The organism is Dermacoccus nishinomiyaensis (assembly GCF_900447535.1).
GTDB lineage: Bacteria > Actinomycetota > Actinomycetes > Actinomycetales > Dermatophilaceae > Dermacoccus > Dermacoccus nishinomiyaensis.
On sequence record NZ_UFXX01000001.1, the window covers coordinates 2100997 to 2115364 of the forward strand.

Genomic DNA, 14368 nt, shown 5'->3' on the forward strand with positions numbered 1-14368 from the left:
CAGCACAACCCGGGCCGGCACCCGCGTGTGTACGTCGCGGGCCGGCGGGTCTGACGATTCCAGCTCGGCGTGTGCTTTGCGGGCGGTGCGGCCCCCGTGAGGTGGATGGTGGCGAGCGCGTCGGCGGCCAGCAGTTGGAGCGCCGGTTTCACGAGCTCCTCTCGACCCCGTCGCGTTCCTTGAGCATCTGGCGCATCTGGTCGATCTCGGCGAGCTGGGCGGTGCGGATGGCATTGGCCAGCTTGACTACCTGGGGATCATCGGATTTCTGGATCACTGCCTCGGCCATCATTACCCCGGCCTGGTGATGCGGGATCATCAGCTGCAGCCATAGGACCTCGGCGGCCCGACCGCTCGCAGCTTTCAGCCGCGCCAGATCCGCGGCCGATGCCATCCCGGGCATCCGACCGTCCGGCAACATCGTCATCGAGCCGGATCCGGACGGCATGCCAGCCATCCCGGCATGATCCATCCCCGACATCCACGCCATCGACGTACGGGGGGAGGTCTGCGGGAGTCCCCAGCCGTCCAGCCAGGCGTACATCTGGCCGATCTGCTGCTGCTGGCTGGTGATCACGTCGTAGGCCATCGCCCGCAGGCCCGGGTCAGCGCTCTTCTCCCGCACGATCAGGGACATCTCAACGGCCTGGGCGTGGTGGACCTGCATGTCCCGGGCAAATCCAGCCTCGGGACTGTCATCGGCCGGTGGCGAGGCAGGACGGCCCACGAGGTACCCGACCCCGCCGGCCACCACCAAGCCGACTACCAGCAGCACCGCCACCACCGGCAACCAAGGACGGTGTCGGTCGGGGCGGGGGCGAGCGGCAACTTCGGCGTACTCCGCAAGATCCTCTGGCAGAGACGGTTCTTTGGTCATCGAGATCCCCCGATCAGGGCTGCGTGGTCGGGGATGGTGCGGGCATACCGCCGCCGGCGTTCAGTGGCAGGGTGCCGTCGGAGCCGCCGGTGCACGCGGCGCCGCTCTCGGGCGCTTGAGCACCCTGCCGGTACTCCCGGATGAAGGCCGCGAGACGGGGATCGTCCGCACCGTCGAGGGAGAGCTGTTTACCCCACGCCGAGGCGACGACCGGAGCCTTCAGCCCGGGAAACGGCGAGAGCACCGCGTAGGTGCTCGGGATCGCGGCCTTCAGAGTCGCGACCTGAGCGGCCGGCAGATCGGGTCGATACGTGACCCAGACGGCTCCGTGCTCCATCGAGTGCACCGCGTTCTCGTTGGGCACCGGGGTGGGATAGGTGGCGCAGTTGAGCCAGATGGGGTTGTGCTTTCCGCCCGCGGGCGGAGTCTGCGCATACGTAACCGGGGTCTGCACGTGCTCGGGGGTGACCTTGTAGCTCTTCACGGCCGCCAGGTCGGGCTTGTTCGCCTCGGTGCGGATCAGGCTGACGGCGACGCCGCCGACGATGAGCAGCACCGCGGCTGCGGTGACGGAGTAGATCAGCAGAGCACGCCGACGCTCCTTGCGCTTCTGCTCACGCCGCAGTTGCTGGACCCGCGCGGCCCGCTGTGTGTGGTCCTTGCGACCCTTCGAAGACATCTGCTGTCTTGCCTTTCGTTGTTCTGTCCCCTGGCCCGTGCCGGTTGCAGGTGGGAACTGTTTCGGTGGCTGACCTGACGGCTGCCGGGCGCTTGCGACGGGAGCCACAGGCACCCGATGGGAGGTCGGCCGAGGGCGCCTGCCCGCACCGCGGCGATTGCGACGCTCGCCTTGCCCGACGATATCGGGGTCGGGCCCGCAGCGGGTCAACGCCGCGCGGCGCGGTCCTCGCGGCGCGTCAGTCGAAGAGCTCGCCGAGGAAGCCCTTCTTCCGCTTGCCGTGGTGTCCGCCGTACTGGGGCTTGCCATGGTGTCCGCCTTGGTCCCAGCCGTAACCCGGAGGCTGGTTCGCCTGGGCGGGCGGCCCGGGGACCGGGGCGCCGCGGCCCTGCTGGGCGGCCTGGGTGTAGGCCGCCTCGGCATCGATCAGCTGCTCCAGCTCACCGCGGTCGAGGAAGACACCGCGACACTCGGTGCACTGGTCGATCTGAATGCCGTTGCGCTCGTAACTACGCATCGCGCCGTGACATTTGGGGCAGGTCAGCTCGGTTGTCATTGCTTCAGACTCCTTGTGGGGGTCGGTCGGATCCAACGTCGACTACTGTACATATGACAACTCGTTCAACTGTTCAGGAGTTCCCGTGACCCGATCCCAAGATGCCCAGGTGGTGGGCCTCGATGCCTGCACCTCGACCCAAGTCGACGAAGGCCGAGTGGAGGCCACGAGGCCTCTTCTGGTCACCCCAGCGGAGTCGAGCCGGATCGCGGACGCGTTCGCGCTGCTATCCGATCCAGGCAGGGTGCGGGTGCTGTTCGCGTTGCTGGAGGCAGGCGAGACCTGCGTGTGCGACCTGGCAGAGATGGTCGACATGTCCCCCTCCGCGCTGTCCCACGGACTGCGACTGCTCCGCACTGCAGGCGTCGTCACCAATCGCCGCGACGGCCGGATGGTCCGCTACCGCCTCGCGGATAGTCACGTACGCCTTCTCCTCGACGTCACGCGTGAGCACCTCGACCACGCCGTCCACGGCACCCCGGGGGTCTGAGGGATGGGACACGACCACGGCCACAGCCACGCCAGCGCAGCCACCGCCGGGGCCCGACACCGCACACCCCTACTGATCGCCTTCGGCCTGACCGCGGCCTACATGCTCGTCGAACTCACCGTGGGCTTGACCACCGGCTCCCTGGCTCTGCTGTCGGATGCCGCACACATGGGCACCGACGTCCTCGGCCTGGGGATGGCGTTGGCCGCGATCACCCTGGCCCAAGCCTCCGGGAACCCGCAGCGCACCTTCGGCACCTACCGACTCGAGGTCCTCGCTGCCCTGACCAACGGGGTGCTGCTGTTCGGAGTGGCCGGGTACGTGCTGTACGAAGCCTGGCAAAGATTCTCCTCCCCACCCGACGTCCCAGGGCTGCCGATGCTGGCCGTGGCAGTGGTGGGTCTGATCGTCAACCTGATCAGCTTTCGGCTGTTGATGGCCGGGGCTAAGGAATCCCTCAACGTCAAGGGCGCCTACCTCGAGGTGTTCTCCGACATGCTCGGCTCGGTGGGTGTCATCGTCGCCGCCATCATCATCTTCACCACCGGCTGGCGCTACGCGGACCCCCTGATCGGGGCCGCGATCGGCTTGTTCATCCTCCCCCGGACATGGAAACTCATCGCGCAAGCCTTGAGAATCTTGATGGAGGTCGCCCCGCCCGGACTCGACGTGGGCGAGGTCGAGGCCCGGATCAGGGCGCTGCCGGGCGTCGCGGACGTGCACGACTTGCACATCTGGACCGTCACCTCCGGACTGGACACCGCCACCGGGCACGTGGTGCTGGCCGACGACGCCGAGCTACACGCCGTCCTCGACCGGGTCACCGCGTTGCTCGCCGAGGAGTACCACGTCACCCATGCCACCATCCAGTGCGAACCAGCCAGCCACGAAGAACATGTCAACCCCATCTGACCTCCATAGCTGCCGAGAACGCAGAACCCGGAAAGGTCCTCGATGAACGCCGTCGGACAGGCAGCGCTCCTGGTCAGCTTTCCCGTCGCCGCGGGAGCCATCGGCTCCACCGTCGCCGCGGTACGACGCCCGGGCTCCCGGCTGGTCAGCGGCATTCAGCACTTCGCCGCCGGCGTTGTCATCGCCGCACTGGCCGGGGAGCTGCTGCCCGACCTACGACACGAGGGCAATCTGGGCTGGGTCGCCGCCGGCTTCACCGCCGGCGTCGTACTCGTACTCTCCCTCGCCGCCTACGGACGTCGCCTCGACGGCAAGCAGGAATCCACACCCAGAACCTCCACAGGCGATCGCGTCGCAGCCACCGTCCCAATAGGGCTCCTGGTGACAGCGGCGATCGACCTGCTCGTCGATGGCGTGCTTGTCGGTCTCGGCGCGCAGCTCGGATCCACCCAAGCACTCATCTTGACCATCGCACTCACCCTCGAGATCCTCTTCCTGTCCCTCTCGCTGGCCGCCGAACTGAACGACCGGGGCCTCTCCGCTCGCCGAGCCGCACTTATTTGCACCGCCCTCGGTATGAGCACCGCGGTCGGCGCCATCGCCGCCGCCGCAATCCTGAGCGGCGTCGGACCCGCCGTCCTGGCCTTCGTGTTGGCGTTCGGAGCGGCAGCGTTGTTGTACCTGGCCGTGGAGGAACTCCTGGTCGAGGCGCACGAAGAGGCCGAGACCGCACTTCTCGGCGCCATGTTCTTCGCTGGCTTCCTTGCTATCTACGTTCTGGCTGAACTCGGAGGCTGACCGACCCGAGGGTTCGTTCGCGCAACGGCTGCCAGTGCCACCGGCGTGGAGGCATCAACCGCCGTTGAGACCTCGCTGAATGACAGGAGGCTCGACTGCCTCGGTCTGTGAGGATGGCGACGTTATCGGAGATGACCGGCACCGGATTCATAGTGTCCTGTCGGGTACGCCTGGACGACGGCGCTGGCGAGCTTCGGCACGGCGTCGGTCAATGCGTGCTCGGCGGAGTGGGCGAGTTGGTGGGCTTCAGCGGGTGAGGTGTTGCTTTCGATGTCGAGGTCGGCGTCGGCGTGGATCTCGTGGCCGATCCAGCGCATTCTGACCCGTCGCACGGCAACAACGCCTGGGATCGCCTTCAAGCTGTCCTCGGCGGCGTCAACCATGGCGGGGTCGCCGGCGTCCATAAGGCGGCGGAAGATGACCCGCGTCGCGGTCCGCAGGACGGCCAGGATGGCCAGGGTGATGAGAAGGCCGACGATGGGGTCGGCGGCTTCCCAACCCGCGTCGACGCCCGCGGCGCCGATCACGACCGCGAGTGAGGTGAAGCCGTCGGTGCGTGCGTGCAGGCCATCGGCGACCAGGGCTGCCGATCCGATCTGCCGACCGACACGGATCCGGACGATCGCAACCGCCTCGTTGCCGAAGAAGCCGACCAGCCCGGCGAGAGCGACCCAGCCGAGATGGTCAACGGGTCTCGGATTGATCAGCCGCCCGATCGATTCGTAGCCGGCCACCACGGCGGACAGAGCGATCATGGCCACGACGCAGAGTCCCGCCCCAGGTCCTCGGCTCGGCCGTAGCCGTAGGTGTAGCGGCGGGTGTCGGTGCGCGACGGCCGATGGCGAAGGCCAGCCAGAGCGGCAGCGCGGTCAGATCGTCGGAGAAGTTGTGGGTGGTATCCGCCAGCAGTGCCACCGGGCCCGAGATCACCACCACCGCAAGCTGCGCCAGCGAGGTCAGGCCGAGCGAGACCAGACTGATCTTGACCGCACGGTTGCCCTGCGAACTGGACTCCAACGCGGCATCAAGGGAGTCTGCGGCGTCGTGAGAGTGCGGGCGCGGCACGTGGGGCAAACGGTCTCGCAAAGTAGGTCGGCCGTCTCGGCCGAAATCGTGTTCGTGCTGGTGAACGTCGTCGCGCCCCTGCCCGTGGCCGGGATCCTGGAGGCTCACTGCTCGCCTCGTCGAGACGGCGGCAGTGGCGTCACCTCGTCTTGGTGATGCCGCGGCAAGTCAGGCCGGCATGCTCAGCGTTGAAGACCGCGTCTCTGACCAGCCGCGCGACGTGGTCGTTCTCGACTCGGTAGAAGACATGCGTCCCGTCGCGCCGAGTTCGCACCAGTCGGGCCATCTGTAGCTTGGCGAGGTGCTGCGATAGAAGGGGCGGGCGTTGCCACGGAGCTCCCCAGATCGTTGACGGCCAACTCGTCATCGAGGATCGCCCACAACAGGCGCACACGAGTTGCGTCCGCGAGCATCCGGAACACTTCGGCAGCCAGTTCCGCCTGCTCAACGGGGAGTTCGGATGATGGGTGATTATCTGCATTCATACGCAGGTAGTAGCTGTGTGCCGCCAGCGTTGCGAGCACGCCTACTTCGTCGCGCTCGGCGTTTGGCCGCCGATGACAAACCCCGCAAGGACGAGCACACCGCCCAGGGGCCAGCCTGCGAAAAGGTCCTGTCGGCCCTGCGACATCGGCATCCAGTCCAACCCCATATGCATGAGTGTGTGGTTGATAACGATGAGCGCGCCAACGATCACCAGTGCGTAGGCGACGACTTTCCGCCAGGTCCAGCCGCGAAGCTGGCGGGCGATCTCGCGCTGCATCTGCGCGCGCTCCCGGGCGGCTGCTTCGGCAGCACTCAAGACCTCTTGGCGTCGGCGGGTCCGCCTGAGTGGTTGTGACAGCTTGGTTTGGCCCCGTTGTGACGGCCTGATCTGGCCCCGAGTGCGACTTGCCGGGGTGTTGACGGTCTGAACTGGCCCCACCCCTTCACGCTGGTCCCCATCACTGGGAACCAGTCGCGAGGGCAAGGGAGCCAAGATGGGGTCACGAGTGCAGCTGTACGCCGACATCCGCTACGACGCGCGAGTCGATGGCCTGTCCATCCGCGAGCTCGCCCGCAAGCACGGAGTCCACCGCCGCACCGTCCGCCAGGCCCTCGCCGCTGCCGAACCCCCACCCCGCAAGAAACCGGTCCGCACGGCACCGCGCCTGGATCCGTACAAGCCGGCGATCGACGAGATGCTCACCTATGACCTGACCGCGCCGCGCAAGCAGCGCCATACCGCGACCAGGATCCTGGCCCGGCTGCGCGACGAGCACGGCGCCACCGACCTGTCCTACTCCACGGTGCGGGACTACGTGCGGGTCAGGCGCGCGCAGATCGATCTGGAGGCCGGGCGCCGGGTGGAGGCGATGGTGCCGCAGGACCATGCCCCCGGCGCGGAGGCCGAGGTCGACTTCGGCGAGGTCTACGTCATCCTCGACGGCGTCAAGACCAAGTGCCACATGTTCGTCTACCGCCTGTCCCACTCCGGCAAGGCCATCCACCGCGTCTACCCGACCGGCGGGCAGGAAGCCTTCCTCGAGGGACACATCGAGGCCTTCCACGCCCTGAGCGGCATCCCCACCCGACACATCCGCTACGACAACCTCACCTCCGCCGTCGTGCAGGTCATCCACGGCGGCGACCGGCTACGCGACGAGAACGAACGCTGGGTGCTGTTCCGCTCCCACTACGGCTTCGACGCGTTCTACTGCCAGCCAGGCATCGACGGCGCCCACGAGAAAGGTGGCGTCGAGGGCGAGGTCGGCTGGTTCCGCCGCAACCACCTCACCCCCATGCCCGAGGTCCCCAGCCTGGACGAACTCAACGACAAGATCCGTGCCTGGGAACACGATGACAACACCCGCCGCATCACCGGCCATGCGAACACGATCGGGCAGGACTACCACGCCGAACTCGACCACCTGGCGCCGTTGCCGGCCGAGGACTTTGACCCTGGCCTGATCCTCCACCCGCGCGTCGATCGCTCCGCCCTGATCACCGTCCGCATGGTCAAGTACTCCGTCCCCGCACACCTGATCGGGCAACGCGTCCGCGTCAGCCTGCGGGCCTCGTGCGTGGTCGTCTTCGAAGGCCGCACCATAGTGGCCACCCACCGACGCCTCGGCACCCGTGGGGTGACCCGGGTCGAGCTGGACCACTACCTCGAAGTCCTACGCCACAAGCCCGGCGCGTTCCCCGGCTCCACCGCCCTCGCGCAGGCCCGCGCCGCCGGAGCATTCACCGCAGCCCACGACGCGTTCTGGGCCGCGGCCCGCAAGACCAGCGGCGACGTCGCCGGGACCCAAGCGTTGATCGACGTGCTCCTGCTCCACCGATCCCTCCCGTCCGAGGCGGTGATCGCCGGCATCACCTCGGCCCTGTCGGTGGGCGCGATCAGCCCCGACGTCGTCGCCGTCGAAGCCCGCCGCCACGCCACCACCCACACACCCGCAACTCCGGCCGCCCCGGCCAGGGGTGGGACGGTCGTGAACCTGCCACCCCGACGCCCCACCAACCCGCACCAGGTCATCGCGCACCTGCCCGAAGACACCCGGCCCCTACCCACCGTCACCGCCTACGACGAACTCCTGCGCCGACGCCAACCCAACCCCACCCCGGCCCCCGCCGAGGTCCACCATCACACCCAGACAGGAACCCCATGACCACCACCAGCACCAGCCGCCCCGCGAGCCTTCGCCGGCGTCAGGGCCTGACCGAACAAGCCGCGCAGGCCGCGATCGACCAGGCCTGCCGCCGGCTTCGGCTGCCCACCATCCGCGCCGTCGTCGACGACGCCGTGACGGCCGCCACAAAGGAACAACTCACCTACCAAGGCTTCCTCGCCGAACTCCTCCTGGCCGAGGTCGACGACCGCGACCGCCGCTCCACCCTCCGTCGCATCAAGAGCGCCGGCTTCCCCCGCGAGAAATGGCTCGCCGACTTCGACTTCACCGCGAACCCCAACATCAACCCCGCCACCATCAACGAGCTCGCCACCGGCGACTGGATCCGGCGTGGTGACCCCCTGTGCCTGATCGGGGACTCCGGCACCGGCAAATCCCACCTGCTCATCGCGCTCGGCACCGCCGCCGCCGAACAGGGCTACCGCGTCCGCTACACCCTCGCCACCCGGCTCGTGAACGAGCTCGTCGAAGCCGCCGACGAGAAACAACTCACCAAGACCATCAACCGCTACGGCCGCGTCGACCTCCTCGTGATTGATGAGCTCGGCTACATGGAACTCGACCGGCGAGGGGCGGAGCTGTTGTTCCAGGTCCTCACCGAGCGGGAGGAGAAGAACGCCATCGCGATCGCGTCCAACCAGTCCTTCTCCGCCTGGACCGACACCTTCACCGACCCCCGCCTGTGCGCAGCGATCGTCGACCGTCTCACCTACAACGCCACCATCATCGAAACCGGCACCAACTCCTACCGCCTCGCCCACACCCACGCACGGCATCTGTGATGGGGTGAACAACGACCGGCTGGGCTCTTGGGGTCAACGGCGGCGACGAAGCCGCAAGGAATTGGTGATCACGCTGACCGAGCTGAGGGCCATGGCGGCTGCCGCGATGACGGGCGACAGGAGCCAGCCGAAGGCCGGGTAGAGGGCGCCAGCGGCCAGCGGGATGCCGACGACGTTGTACACGAACGCGAAGACCAGGTTCTGGCGGATGTTGCGCATCGTGTCGACCGACAGGTCGCGGGCCTTGACCAGGGCAGCGAGGTCGCCGCCGAGCAGGGTCACGTCGGCGCTCTCGATGGCCACGTCGGTGCCGGTGCCCATGGCCACACCCACATCGGCCGCGGCAAGGGCGGGGGCATCGTTGACGCCGTCGCCGGCCATGGCGACGGCGTGGCCCTGGGCCTGCAGTGCCTGCACGTGGCCGTGCTTCTGGTCGGGCAGGACGTCGGCGACGACCTGGTCGATGTGCAGCTCGTCGGCGATGGCCCGGGCAGTCGTGGCATTGTCGCCGGTGAGCATGACGACCTTCATCCGGCGCCGACGCAGGTCCTCGATCGCCCGCGCGGTGGTCGCCTTGAGCGGGTCAGCGATGGCCATCACACTGGCCGGCCGGCCGTCGACGGCCACGACGATCGCGGTCGCACCACGACGACGGTAGGCCTCCACCACGGCGTCCAGGCCATGGGTGTCGACCTGCTGGCTGCCCAGGAAGGCGGGGCTGCCGACGAGCACGCGCTGGCCGTCGACGGTGGCGCTGACACCGCCACCCGGGTGGGCGGCGAAGGCGCTGGCTGCCGGCACCGTGCGTCCCGTCTGGCGGGCAGCATCGACCACGGCCCTGGCGAGCGGGTGTTCGGAGCCGGCCTCCACAGCCGCGGCGAGCAGCAGTGCCTGCGCGTCGTCACGTCCGTCGACGCCCTGCTGGTCGACCAGGCTGGGGCGGCCCTGGGTGAGGGTGCCGGTCTTGTCGACGACGAGGGTGTCGACCTTCTGCAGTCGTTCGAGGGCCTCGGCGTTCTTGACCAGCACGCCCTCGCTGGCGCCGCGCCCCACCCCGACCATGATCGACATTGGCGTGGCCAGGCCCAGCGCGCACGGGCAGGCGATGATCAGCACGCTGACGGCGGCCACGATCGCGAACGGAAGCCGCGGCTGCGGGCCCATGGCCAGCCACAACCCGAAGGTGGCCAGGGCGACGGCGATCACGACCGGCACGAACACCGCCGAGATCTTGTCGACCAGTCCCTGGATCGGGGCGCGGGACCGCTGCGCCTGGGAGACCAGGTCGACGATCCGGGCCAGGGTCGAGTCAGCGCCCAGACCAGTGGCCTCCACCACCAGGCTGCCGCCCTGGGTGATCGTGCCGCCGATGACCCGGTCACCGGGGCTCTTGTCGACCGGTACCGGCTCGCCGGTGATCATCGACTCGTCCACATACGCGTGACCATCGACCACGGTGCCGTCGGCCGGCACCTTCTCGCCCGGCCGCACCCGGCACCGATCGCCCAGCTGCAGCTCGGCGGCCGGCACGTCGGTCTCGGTGCCGTCGGCCCCGATGCGGTGCGCGGTGGCCGGTGACAGGTCGAGTAGGGCGCGGATCGCGCCGGAGGTCTGGTCGCGGGCCCGCAGCTCGAGGACCTGGCCGAGCAGCACCAGGGTGATGATGACTGCCGCGGCCTCGAAGTAGGTGCCGACCCGGCCGTCCATCACCCGCATCCCGGATGGGAACAGCCCCGGCGCCAGCACCGCGACCACGCTGTACAGCCACGCGGCACCGACACCCAACGACACCAGGGTGAACATGTTCAGGTGACGGCTGACCACCGACTTCGCGCCGCGCACGAAGAACGGCCACCCAGCCCACCACACCACTGGCGTCGACAGGGCGAGCTCGAGCCACGGCGCGACGCTGCCGGGCAGCGCACGACCCAGCACCATGGGCACCATCACCATCGCCACCAGCGGCACGCTCAGCACCGCCGCCACCCGGAACCGGCGACGCATGTCGACGAGCTCCTGGTTCGGGCCTTCGTCGAGCCCGGCCAAGACCCGCTCCAGCGCCATGCCACAGATCGGGCAGTCACCGGGGCCATCGCTGCGGACCTCGGGGTGCATCGGGCAGGTCCAGTCCCCTGCAGCGACCGCACCGGCCACCACCGCCGGCTCGCCCATGGGGTGCTGGTGATCGGTCGGGTGGTCGTGGTGCTGGGCGGCCGGCGCGTCCCCGCCGCCGGCGGGTTGCAGGAACATCCCGCACTTGGGGCAGCGTCCCGGGTGGTCGCTGGTCACCTCGGGGTGCATGGAGCACGTGTAGTGGGTGGTGTGGTCGTGGGTGGCGGTGGCGGTCGGGTGGTTCATGGGGTGCTCCTCGAGACGGTACTGCCGGTGGATGGCGGGGCGGTGGTCAGTGCTGGGAGCCGTGATCCATCATGCGCATCATCAGCCACATCATGAGCATGCAGCCGATGGCGGGCACGAGGGCGGCCACGACACCGCCGGCGGCGAGGCTGGCACGTCCGGCCCACAGGTAGCCGACGACCACGAGCAGCATCGGGGCGCACATCAGCAGGTGCATCCAGTGGTGGGACTTGCCGTGCTGGTGGGCCGCGCCGTGCTGGTGGGTGGTGCTGCTGGGGTCCTCGTCGGTCATGGGGCCGGTCAGGGGCTGGCGGGGGTCCTCGCCGAAGGAGCGGGGGGTCTGGTCGGGGCTGGTGTACATGGCGTGTCCCTGTCTGCTCGGGGAAGGGGTTTTCCTTCCACTTCCACGGTGACGGGGCGAGGTCAATGCGCCCCCGAGCTTTGGTGAAAGTCTGGTCAAGACCTGCAGACGGTGATGGTGCGGTTGCCGCAGGGGGCAGCCGCACCATCAGTGCAGGCTTGAGTGGCCGGCATCGGCCGGGGCATGTCAGTAGCGCAGGGTCGTCATCATGCCGAGTTCTGCGTGGTAGATGTTGTGGCAGTGCAGCATCCAGGTGCCGGGGTTGTCGGCCTGCAGGTCGGCCTCGACGGTCTCCATCGGGCGAATCAGGACGGTGTCCTTGCGCAGCCCGGCGCTGCCGGGCAGGGCCCAGGTGTGGCCGTGGATGTGCATGGGGTGGGCCATCATCGTCATGTTCGTCATCCGCAGCCGCACGCGTTGGCCGCGGCTCACGGCAAGTGGGGTGTCCTCGCCGAAGCGTTTGCCGTTGAGGCCCCACGCGTAGGGCTTCATCTGGCCGTTGAGTGCCACATCGAGGGTGATGTCGGGCTTGCGGTCGCGCAGTCGTGCGCTGTCGGCGGGCTTGAGCTGAGTGGTCAGCAGGGCCTTGCCGTCGAGTTCTGCGACGCGGGTGTCCGGGGTCGGTACGCTGCCGGAGCCGGTGCGCACGATGGCCCGGGCCGGGGTGCCCTTCTTGCCCTCGGGCGCGGCCTGCAGCACGAACACGCCGTCGCCCAGCGTGATGGTCGCATCCAGTCGTTCTCCCATCGCGAGGTAGACGGCGCTGGCCTCGGTGGCGGTCACGGGGAAACCGTCGGTGTGGGTGACGGTGAGTCGATGGCCCTGCAGGGCGAGCTTGAAGATGGTGTCGGAGGAGGCGTTGATGACGCGCAGTCGCACCTTCTGCCCGGGCTTGGCGGTCAGGGTTCGGGGTGCGGCGGGGACGCGGCCGTTGACGAGGTAATGGGGGTATGTAACGTCGCCGGCGTCGCCCAGGGGGGACATGCCGTGGTCCATGCCGCCCATGTCGTGGTTCATGCCGCTGGACACGGTGCCGTTCTGGGCCTTGAACGCGGCGAGGATATCGTCGGGAGAGGTGCCGACACCGTCGGTCCAGTCGTCGAGGGTGACGACCCATTCGTGGTCGTAGCGGCCGGGTTCGGCGGGGTCGTCGATGACCAGCGGCTCGTACAGGCCGCGGTCGATCTGCACCCCGGTGTGGGGGTGGAAGAAGTAGGTTCCCGGGTCGGGGGCGACGAACTGGTAGGTGAAGCTGCTGCCGGCCTCGATGGGTTGCTGGGTGACGCCGGGCACACCGTCGCTGGCATTGCGCAGGGCGATGCCGTGCCAGTGGACGGAGGTGCTGGTGGGCAGCTTGTTGTCGACGCGCACCTGCAGCAGGTCACCGGCGCGGGTCCGCAGGACGGGGGCGTCGAGGGTCTCGTCGTAGGCCCAGGTCCTGGCCGTGACGCCGCCCAGGTCGAGGGTGACCGGCCGGGGCGTGAGGACGTGGTTGACGGTCTTTGTGCCGGGGGCGGCGACCAGCGGGGTCTGGCTTGGGATCGTCAGCGGGGAGTTCGGCGCGGCGGGTGCTGCGGCCGGGGTGTTCTTGGCGTCGCAGGCGCTCAAGGCCCCTGCCGCGGCCAGACCGAGACCGGTGAACAGGACGTGGCGGCGGGAAAGTGTGTTCATGTCCTCGAGCCTGTCGGGCGCGGATAAAGCCCCCGGCAAGGGTTGGTCAAGATCTGGTCAAGAAGTCACGGTGGGCAGTGCCAGCGCGAAGGTCGCGCCGTGGCCGGGGCCGTCGCTGTGGCCGGTCAGGTCGCCGCCGTGGGCGCGGGCGATGGCGCGGGAGATCGCCAGGCCGACACCGGTGCCGCCGTCGACATCGCGGGTGCGGGTGTCCTGGACACGGTAGAAGCGTTCGAAGACGTGGGTGAGGGCCTCGGTGGGGATGCCGACGCCGTTGTCGATGACGCGGACCACGGCCCGGTCGTGCTCGTGTCCCATCGTGACCTCGACCCGGTTGCCGGCCACCGTGTGTTGCAGGGCGTTGCGCAGCAGGTTGTCCAAGACCTGCCCGATGCGGGCGGCGTCCACGTCGACGCGCAGGCCGAGGACGCTCTGGGCGTGCAGCGTCACCCCGGCGGCGTCGTAGGCGTGGCGGGCTGCGGCGACGCTGGCCGTCACGACCTGCGCGAGGTCCTGGTGGCTCAGGGACAGCGGGATGCGGCCTTCCTCGGCACGCGACACCTCGGAGATGTCGGCGGCCAGGGCGGCAAGCCGCTGGTTCTGCCGCAGCAGGATCTCGACGGTTGCGGGGGTGAAGTCGACCACACCGTCCTGCAGTCCTTCGAGGGTGACCTGGGTGGCGGCCAGCGGGGTGCGCAGCTCATGGCCCAGGTCGGTGAGCATGCGTCGTCGGGTCTGCTCGGTGGAGGCGATCTGGCTGGCCATGTGGTTGAAGGCGTTGGCGACCTGGGCCAGCTCGGGGCTGGCCGAGGTCATCGTGACGGGTTGGTCGTAGTGTCTGGCGGCGACCTGTTGGGCGCCGTCCACGAGGGCTTCGACCCCCCGCGACAGGTTCCGGTTGAGGACGGTGGCGACCCCGAGGGCGGCGAGCATCGCGGTGCCCAGACCCACGGCCAGTGACACCAGGCCGGCGTCGTGGAAGGCCTGCTGCGCGTGCTCGACGACGTCGGGCTGGGCGTGGCCGGCTTCGTGCATGTGCATTCGGAACCATGCCGGGCCGACCAGCAGGGCCGTCAGCACCATGGTGGCGGCCATCGCCGCCACCACGGCCATCTGGGTCCACAGCAGTCGGCGTCCCCAATTGCCG

At 68.9% G+C, this 14368-nt stretch carries 15 protein-coding genes; 5 read left to right on the forward strand and 10 right to left on the reverse strand.

Features of this window, described 5'->3' with window-relative positions:
• Positions 1-148 precede the first annotated feature (148 nt).
• The 3 genes from DYE07_RS09790 to DYE07_RS09800 form a co-directional block, all read right to left on the reverse strand.
• Entirely contained in the window at positions 149-877 is a 729-nt protein-coding gene (locus DYE07_RS09790) for a DUF305 domain-containing protein (protein ID WP_006945531.1), read from the reverse strand.
• Between the two features lie 13 nt (positions 878-890).
• Positions 891-1556, reverse strand: coding sequence for a thioredoxin-like domain-containing protein (locus tag DYE07_RS09795; RefSeq protein WP_006945497.1), 666 nt, complete (start codon positions 1554-1556; stop codon positions 891-893).
• A 238-nt stretch (positions 1557-1794) separates the two neighbouring features.
• Entirely contained in the window at positions 1795-2112 is a 318-nt protein-coding gene (locus DYE07_RS09800; protein ID WP_040014676.1) for a TFIIB-type zinc ribbon-containing protein, read from the reverse strand.
• Positions 2113-2197: 85 nt separating this feature from the next.
• Between DYE07_RS09800 and DYE07_RS09805 the strand changes: the two genes are divergently transcribed.
• Genes DYE07_RS09805 through DYE07_RS09815 form a run of 3 tightly spaced genes read left to right on the forward strand, consistent with a single transcriptional unit; the run spans position 2198 to position 4312 of the window.
• Positions 2198-2602 (forward strand): ArsR/SmtB family transcription factor, encoded by a 405-nt coding sequence (locus tag DYE07_RS09805; RefSeq protein WP_231729517.1) that lies wholly within the window; start codon positions 2198-2200, stop codon positions 2600-2602.
• Positions 2603-2605: 3 nt separating this feature from the next.
• Positions 2606-3514, forward strand: coding sequence for a cation diffusion facilitator family transporter (locus tag DYE07_RS09810; RefSeq protein ID WP_006945553.1), 909 nt, complete (start codon positions 2606-2608; stop codon positions 3512-3514).
• Positions 3515-3556: 42 nt separating this feature from the next.
• A complete protein-coding gene (locus DYE07_RS09815) occupies positions 3557-4312 on the forward strand; it encodes a ZIP family metal transporter (protein WP_006945510.1) in 756 nt (251 codons plus the stop codon).
• Positions 4313-4434: 122 nt separating this feature from the next.
• Here DYE07_RS09815 and DYE07_RS09820 read toward each other — a convergent pair whose 3' ends face one another.
• The 3 genes from DYE07_RS09820 to DYE07_RS09830 all read right to left on the reverse strand — a co-directional run bounded on the left by DYE07_RS09820 (position 4435) and on the right by DYE07_RS09830 (position 6179).
• A complete protein-coding gene (locus tag DYE07_RS09820; protein ID WP_370447735.1) occupies positions 4435-5067 on the reverse strand; it encodes a cation diffusion facilitator family transporter in 633 nt (210 codons plus the stop codon).
• A complete protein-coding gene (locus DYE07_RS15405) occupies positions 4997-5485 on the reverse strand; it encodes a cation efflux transmembrane domain-containing protein (protein ID WP_370447736.1) in 489 nt (162 codons plus the stop codon). The genes DYE07_RS09820 and DYE07_RS15405 overlap by 71 nt, the downstream gene beginning before the upstream one ends.
• Before the next feature lie 418 nt (positions 5486-5903).
• Positions 5904-6179 carry a hypothetical protein gene (locus DYE07_RS09830; RefSeq protein ID WP_136788869.1) on the reverse strand — a complete coding sequence of 92 codons (276 nt, stop codon included), beginning with the start codon at positions 6177-6179 and terminating at the stop codon, positions 5904-5906.
• Between the two features lie 178 nt (positions 6180-6357).
• Between DYE07_RS09830 and istA the strand changes: the two genes are divergently transcribed.
• Both istA and istB read left to right on the forward strand, forming a co-directional pair.
• Complete coding sequence (istA, locus tag DYE07_RS09835; RefSeq protein WP_115296882.1) at positions 6358-8028, forward strand: IS21 family transposase; 1671 nt, start codon at positions 6358-6360, stop codon at positions 8026-8028.
• A complete protein-coding gene (gene istB, locus DYE07_RS09840; RefSeq protein ID WP_115296883.1) occupies positions 8025-8831 on the forward strand; it encodes an IS21-like element helper ATPase IstB in 807 nt (268 codons plus the stop codon). Before istA ends, istB begins: the two co-directional genes overlap by 4 nt.
• A gap of 33 nt (positions 8832-8864) precedes the next feature.
• On the opposite strand, the gene DYE07_RS09845 is transcribed toward istB, so the two are convergent.
• From DYE07_RS09845 to DYE07_RS09860, 4 genes are all read right to left on the reverse strand, one after another.
• Complete coding sequence (locus DYE07_RS09845; RefSeq protein ID WP_115296884.1) at positions 8865-11189, reverse strand: copper-transporting P-type ATPase; 2325 nt, start codon at positions 11187-11189, stop codon at positions 8865-8867.
• A gap of 46 nt (positions 11190-11235) precedes the next feature.
• Entirely contained in the window at positions 11236-11550 is a 315-nt protein-coding gene (locus tag DYE07_RS09850) for a hypothetical protein (protein WP_115296885.1), read from the reverse strand.
• A 186-nt stretch (positions 11551-11736) separates the two neighbouring features.
• Positions 11737-13221, reverse strand: coding sequence for a multicopper oxidase family protein (locus DYE07_RS09855; protein ID WP_074046244.1), 1485 nt, complete (start codon positions 13219-13221; stop codon positions 11737-11739).
• Positions 13222-13278: 57 nt separating this feature from the next.
• Positions 13279-14316 carry a sensor histidine kinase gene (locus tag DYE07_RS09860; RefSeq protein WP_237723807.1) on the reverse strand — a complete coding sequence of 346 codons (1038 nt, stop codon included), beginning with the start codon at positions 14314-14316 and terminating at the stop codon, positions 13279-13281.
• Between the last annotated feature and the right edge of the window lie 52 nt (positions 14317-14368).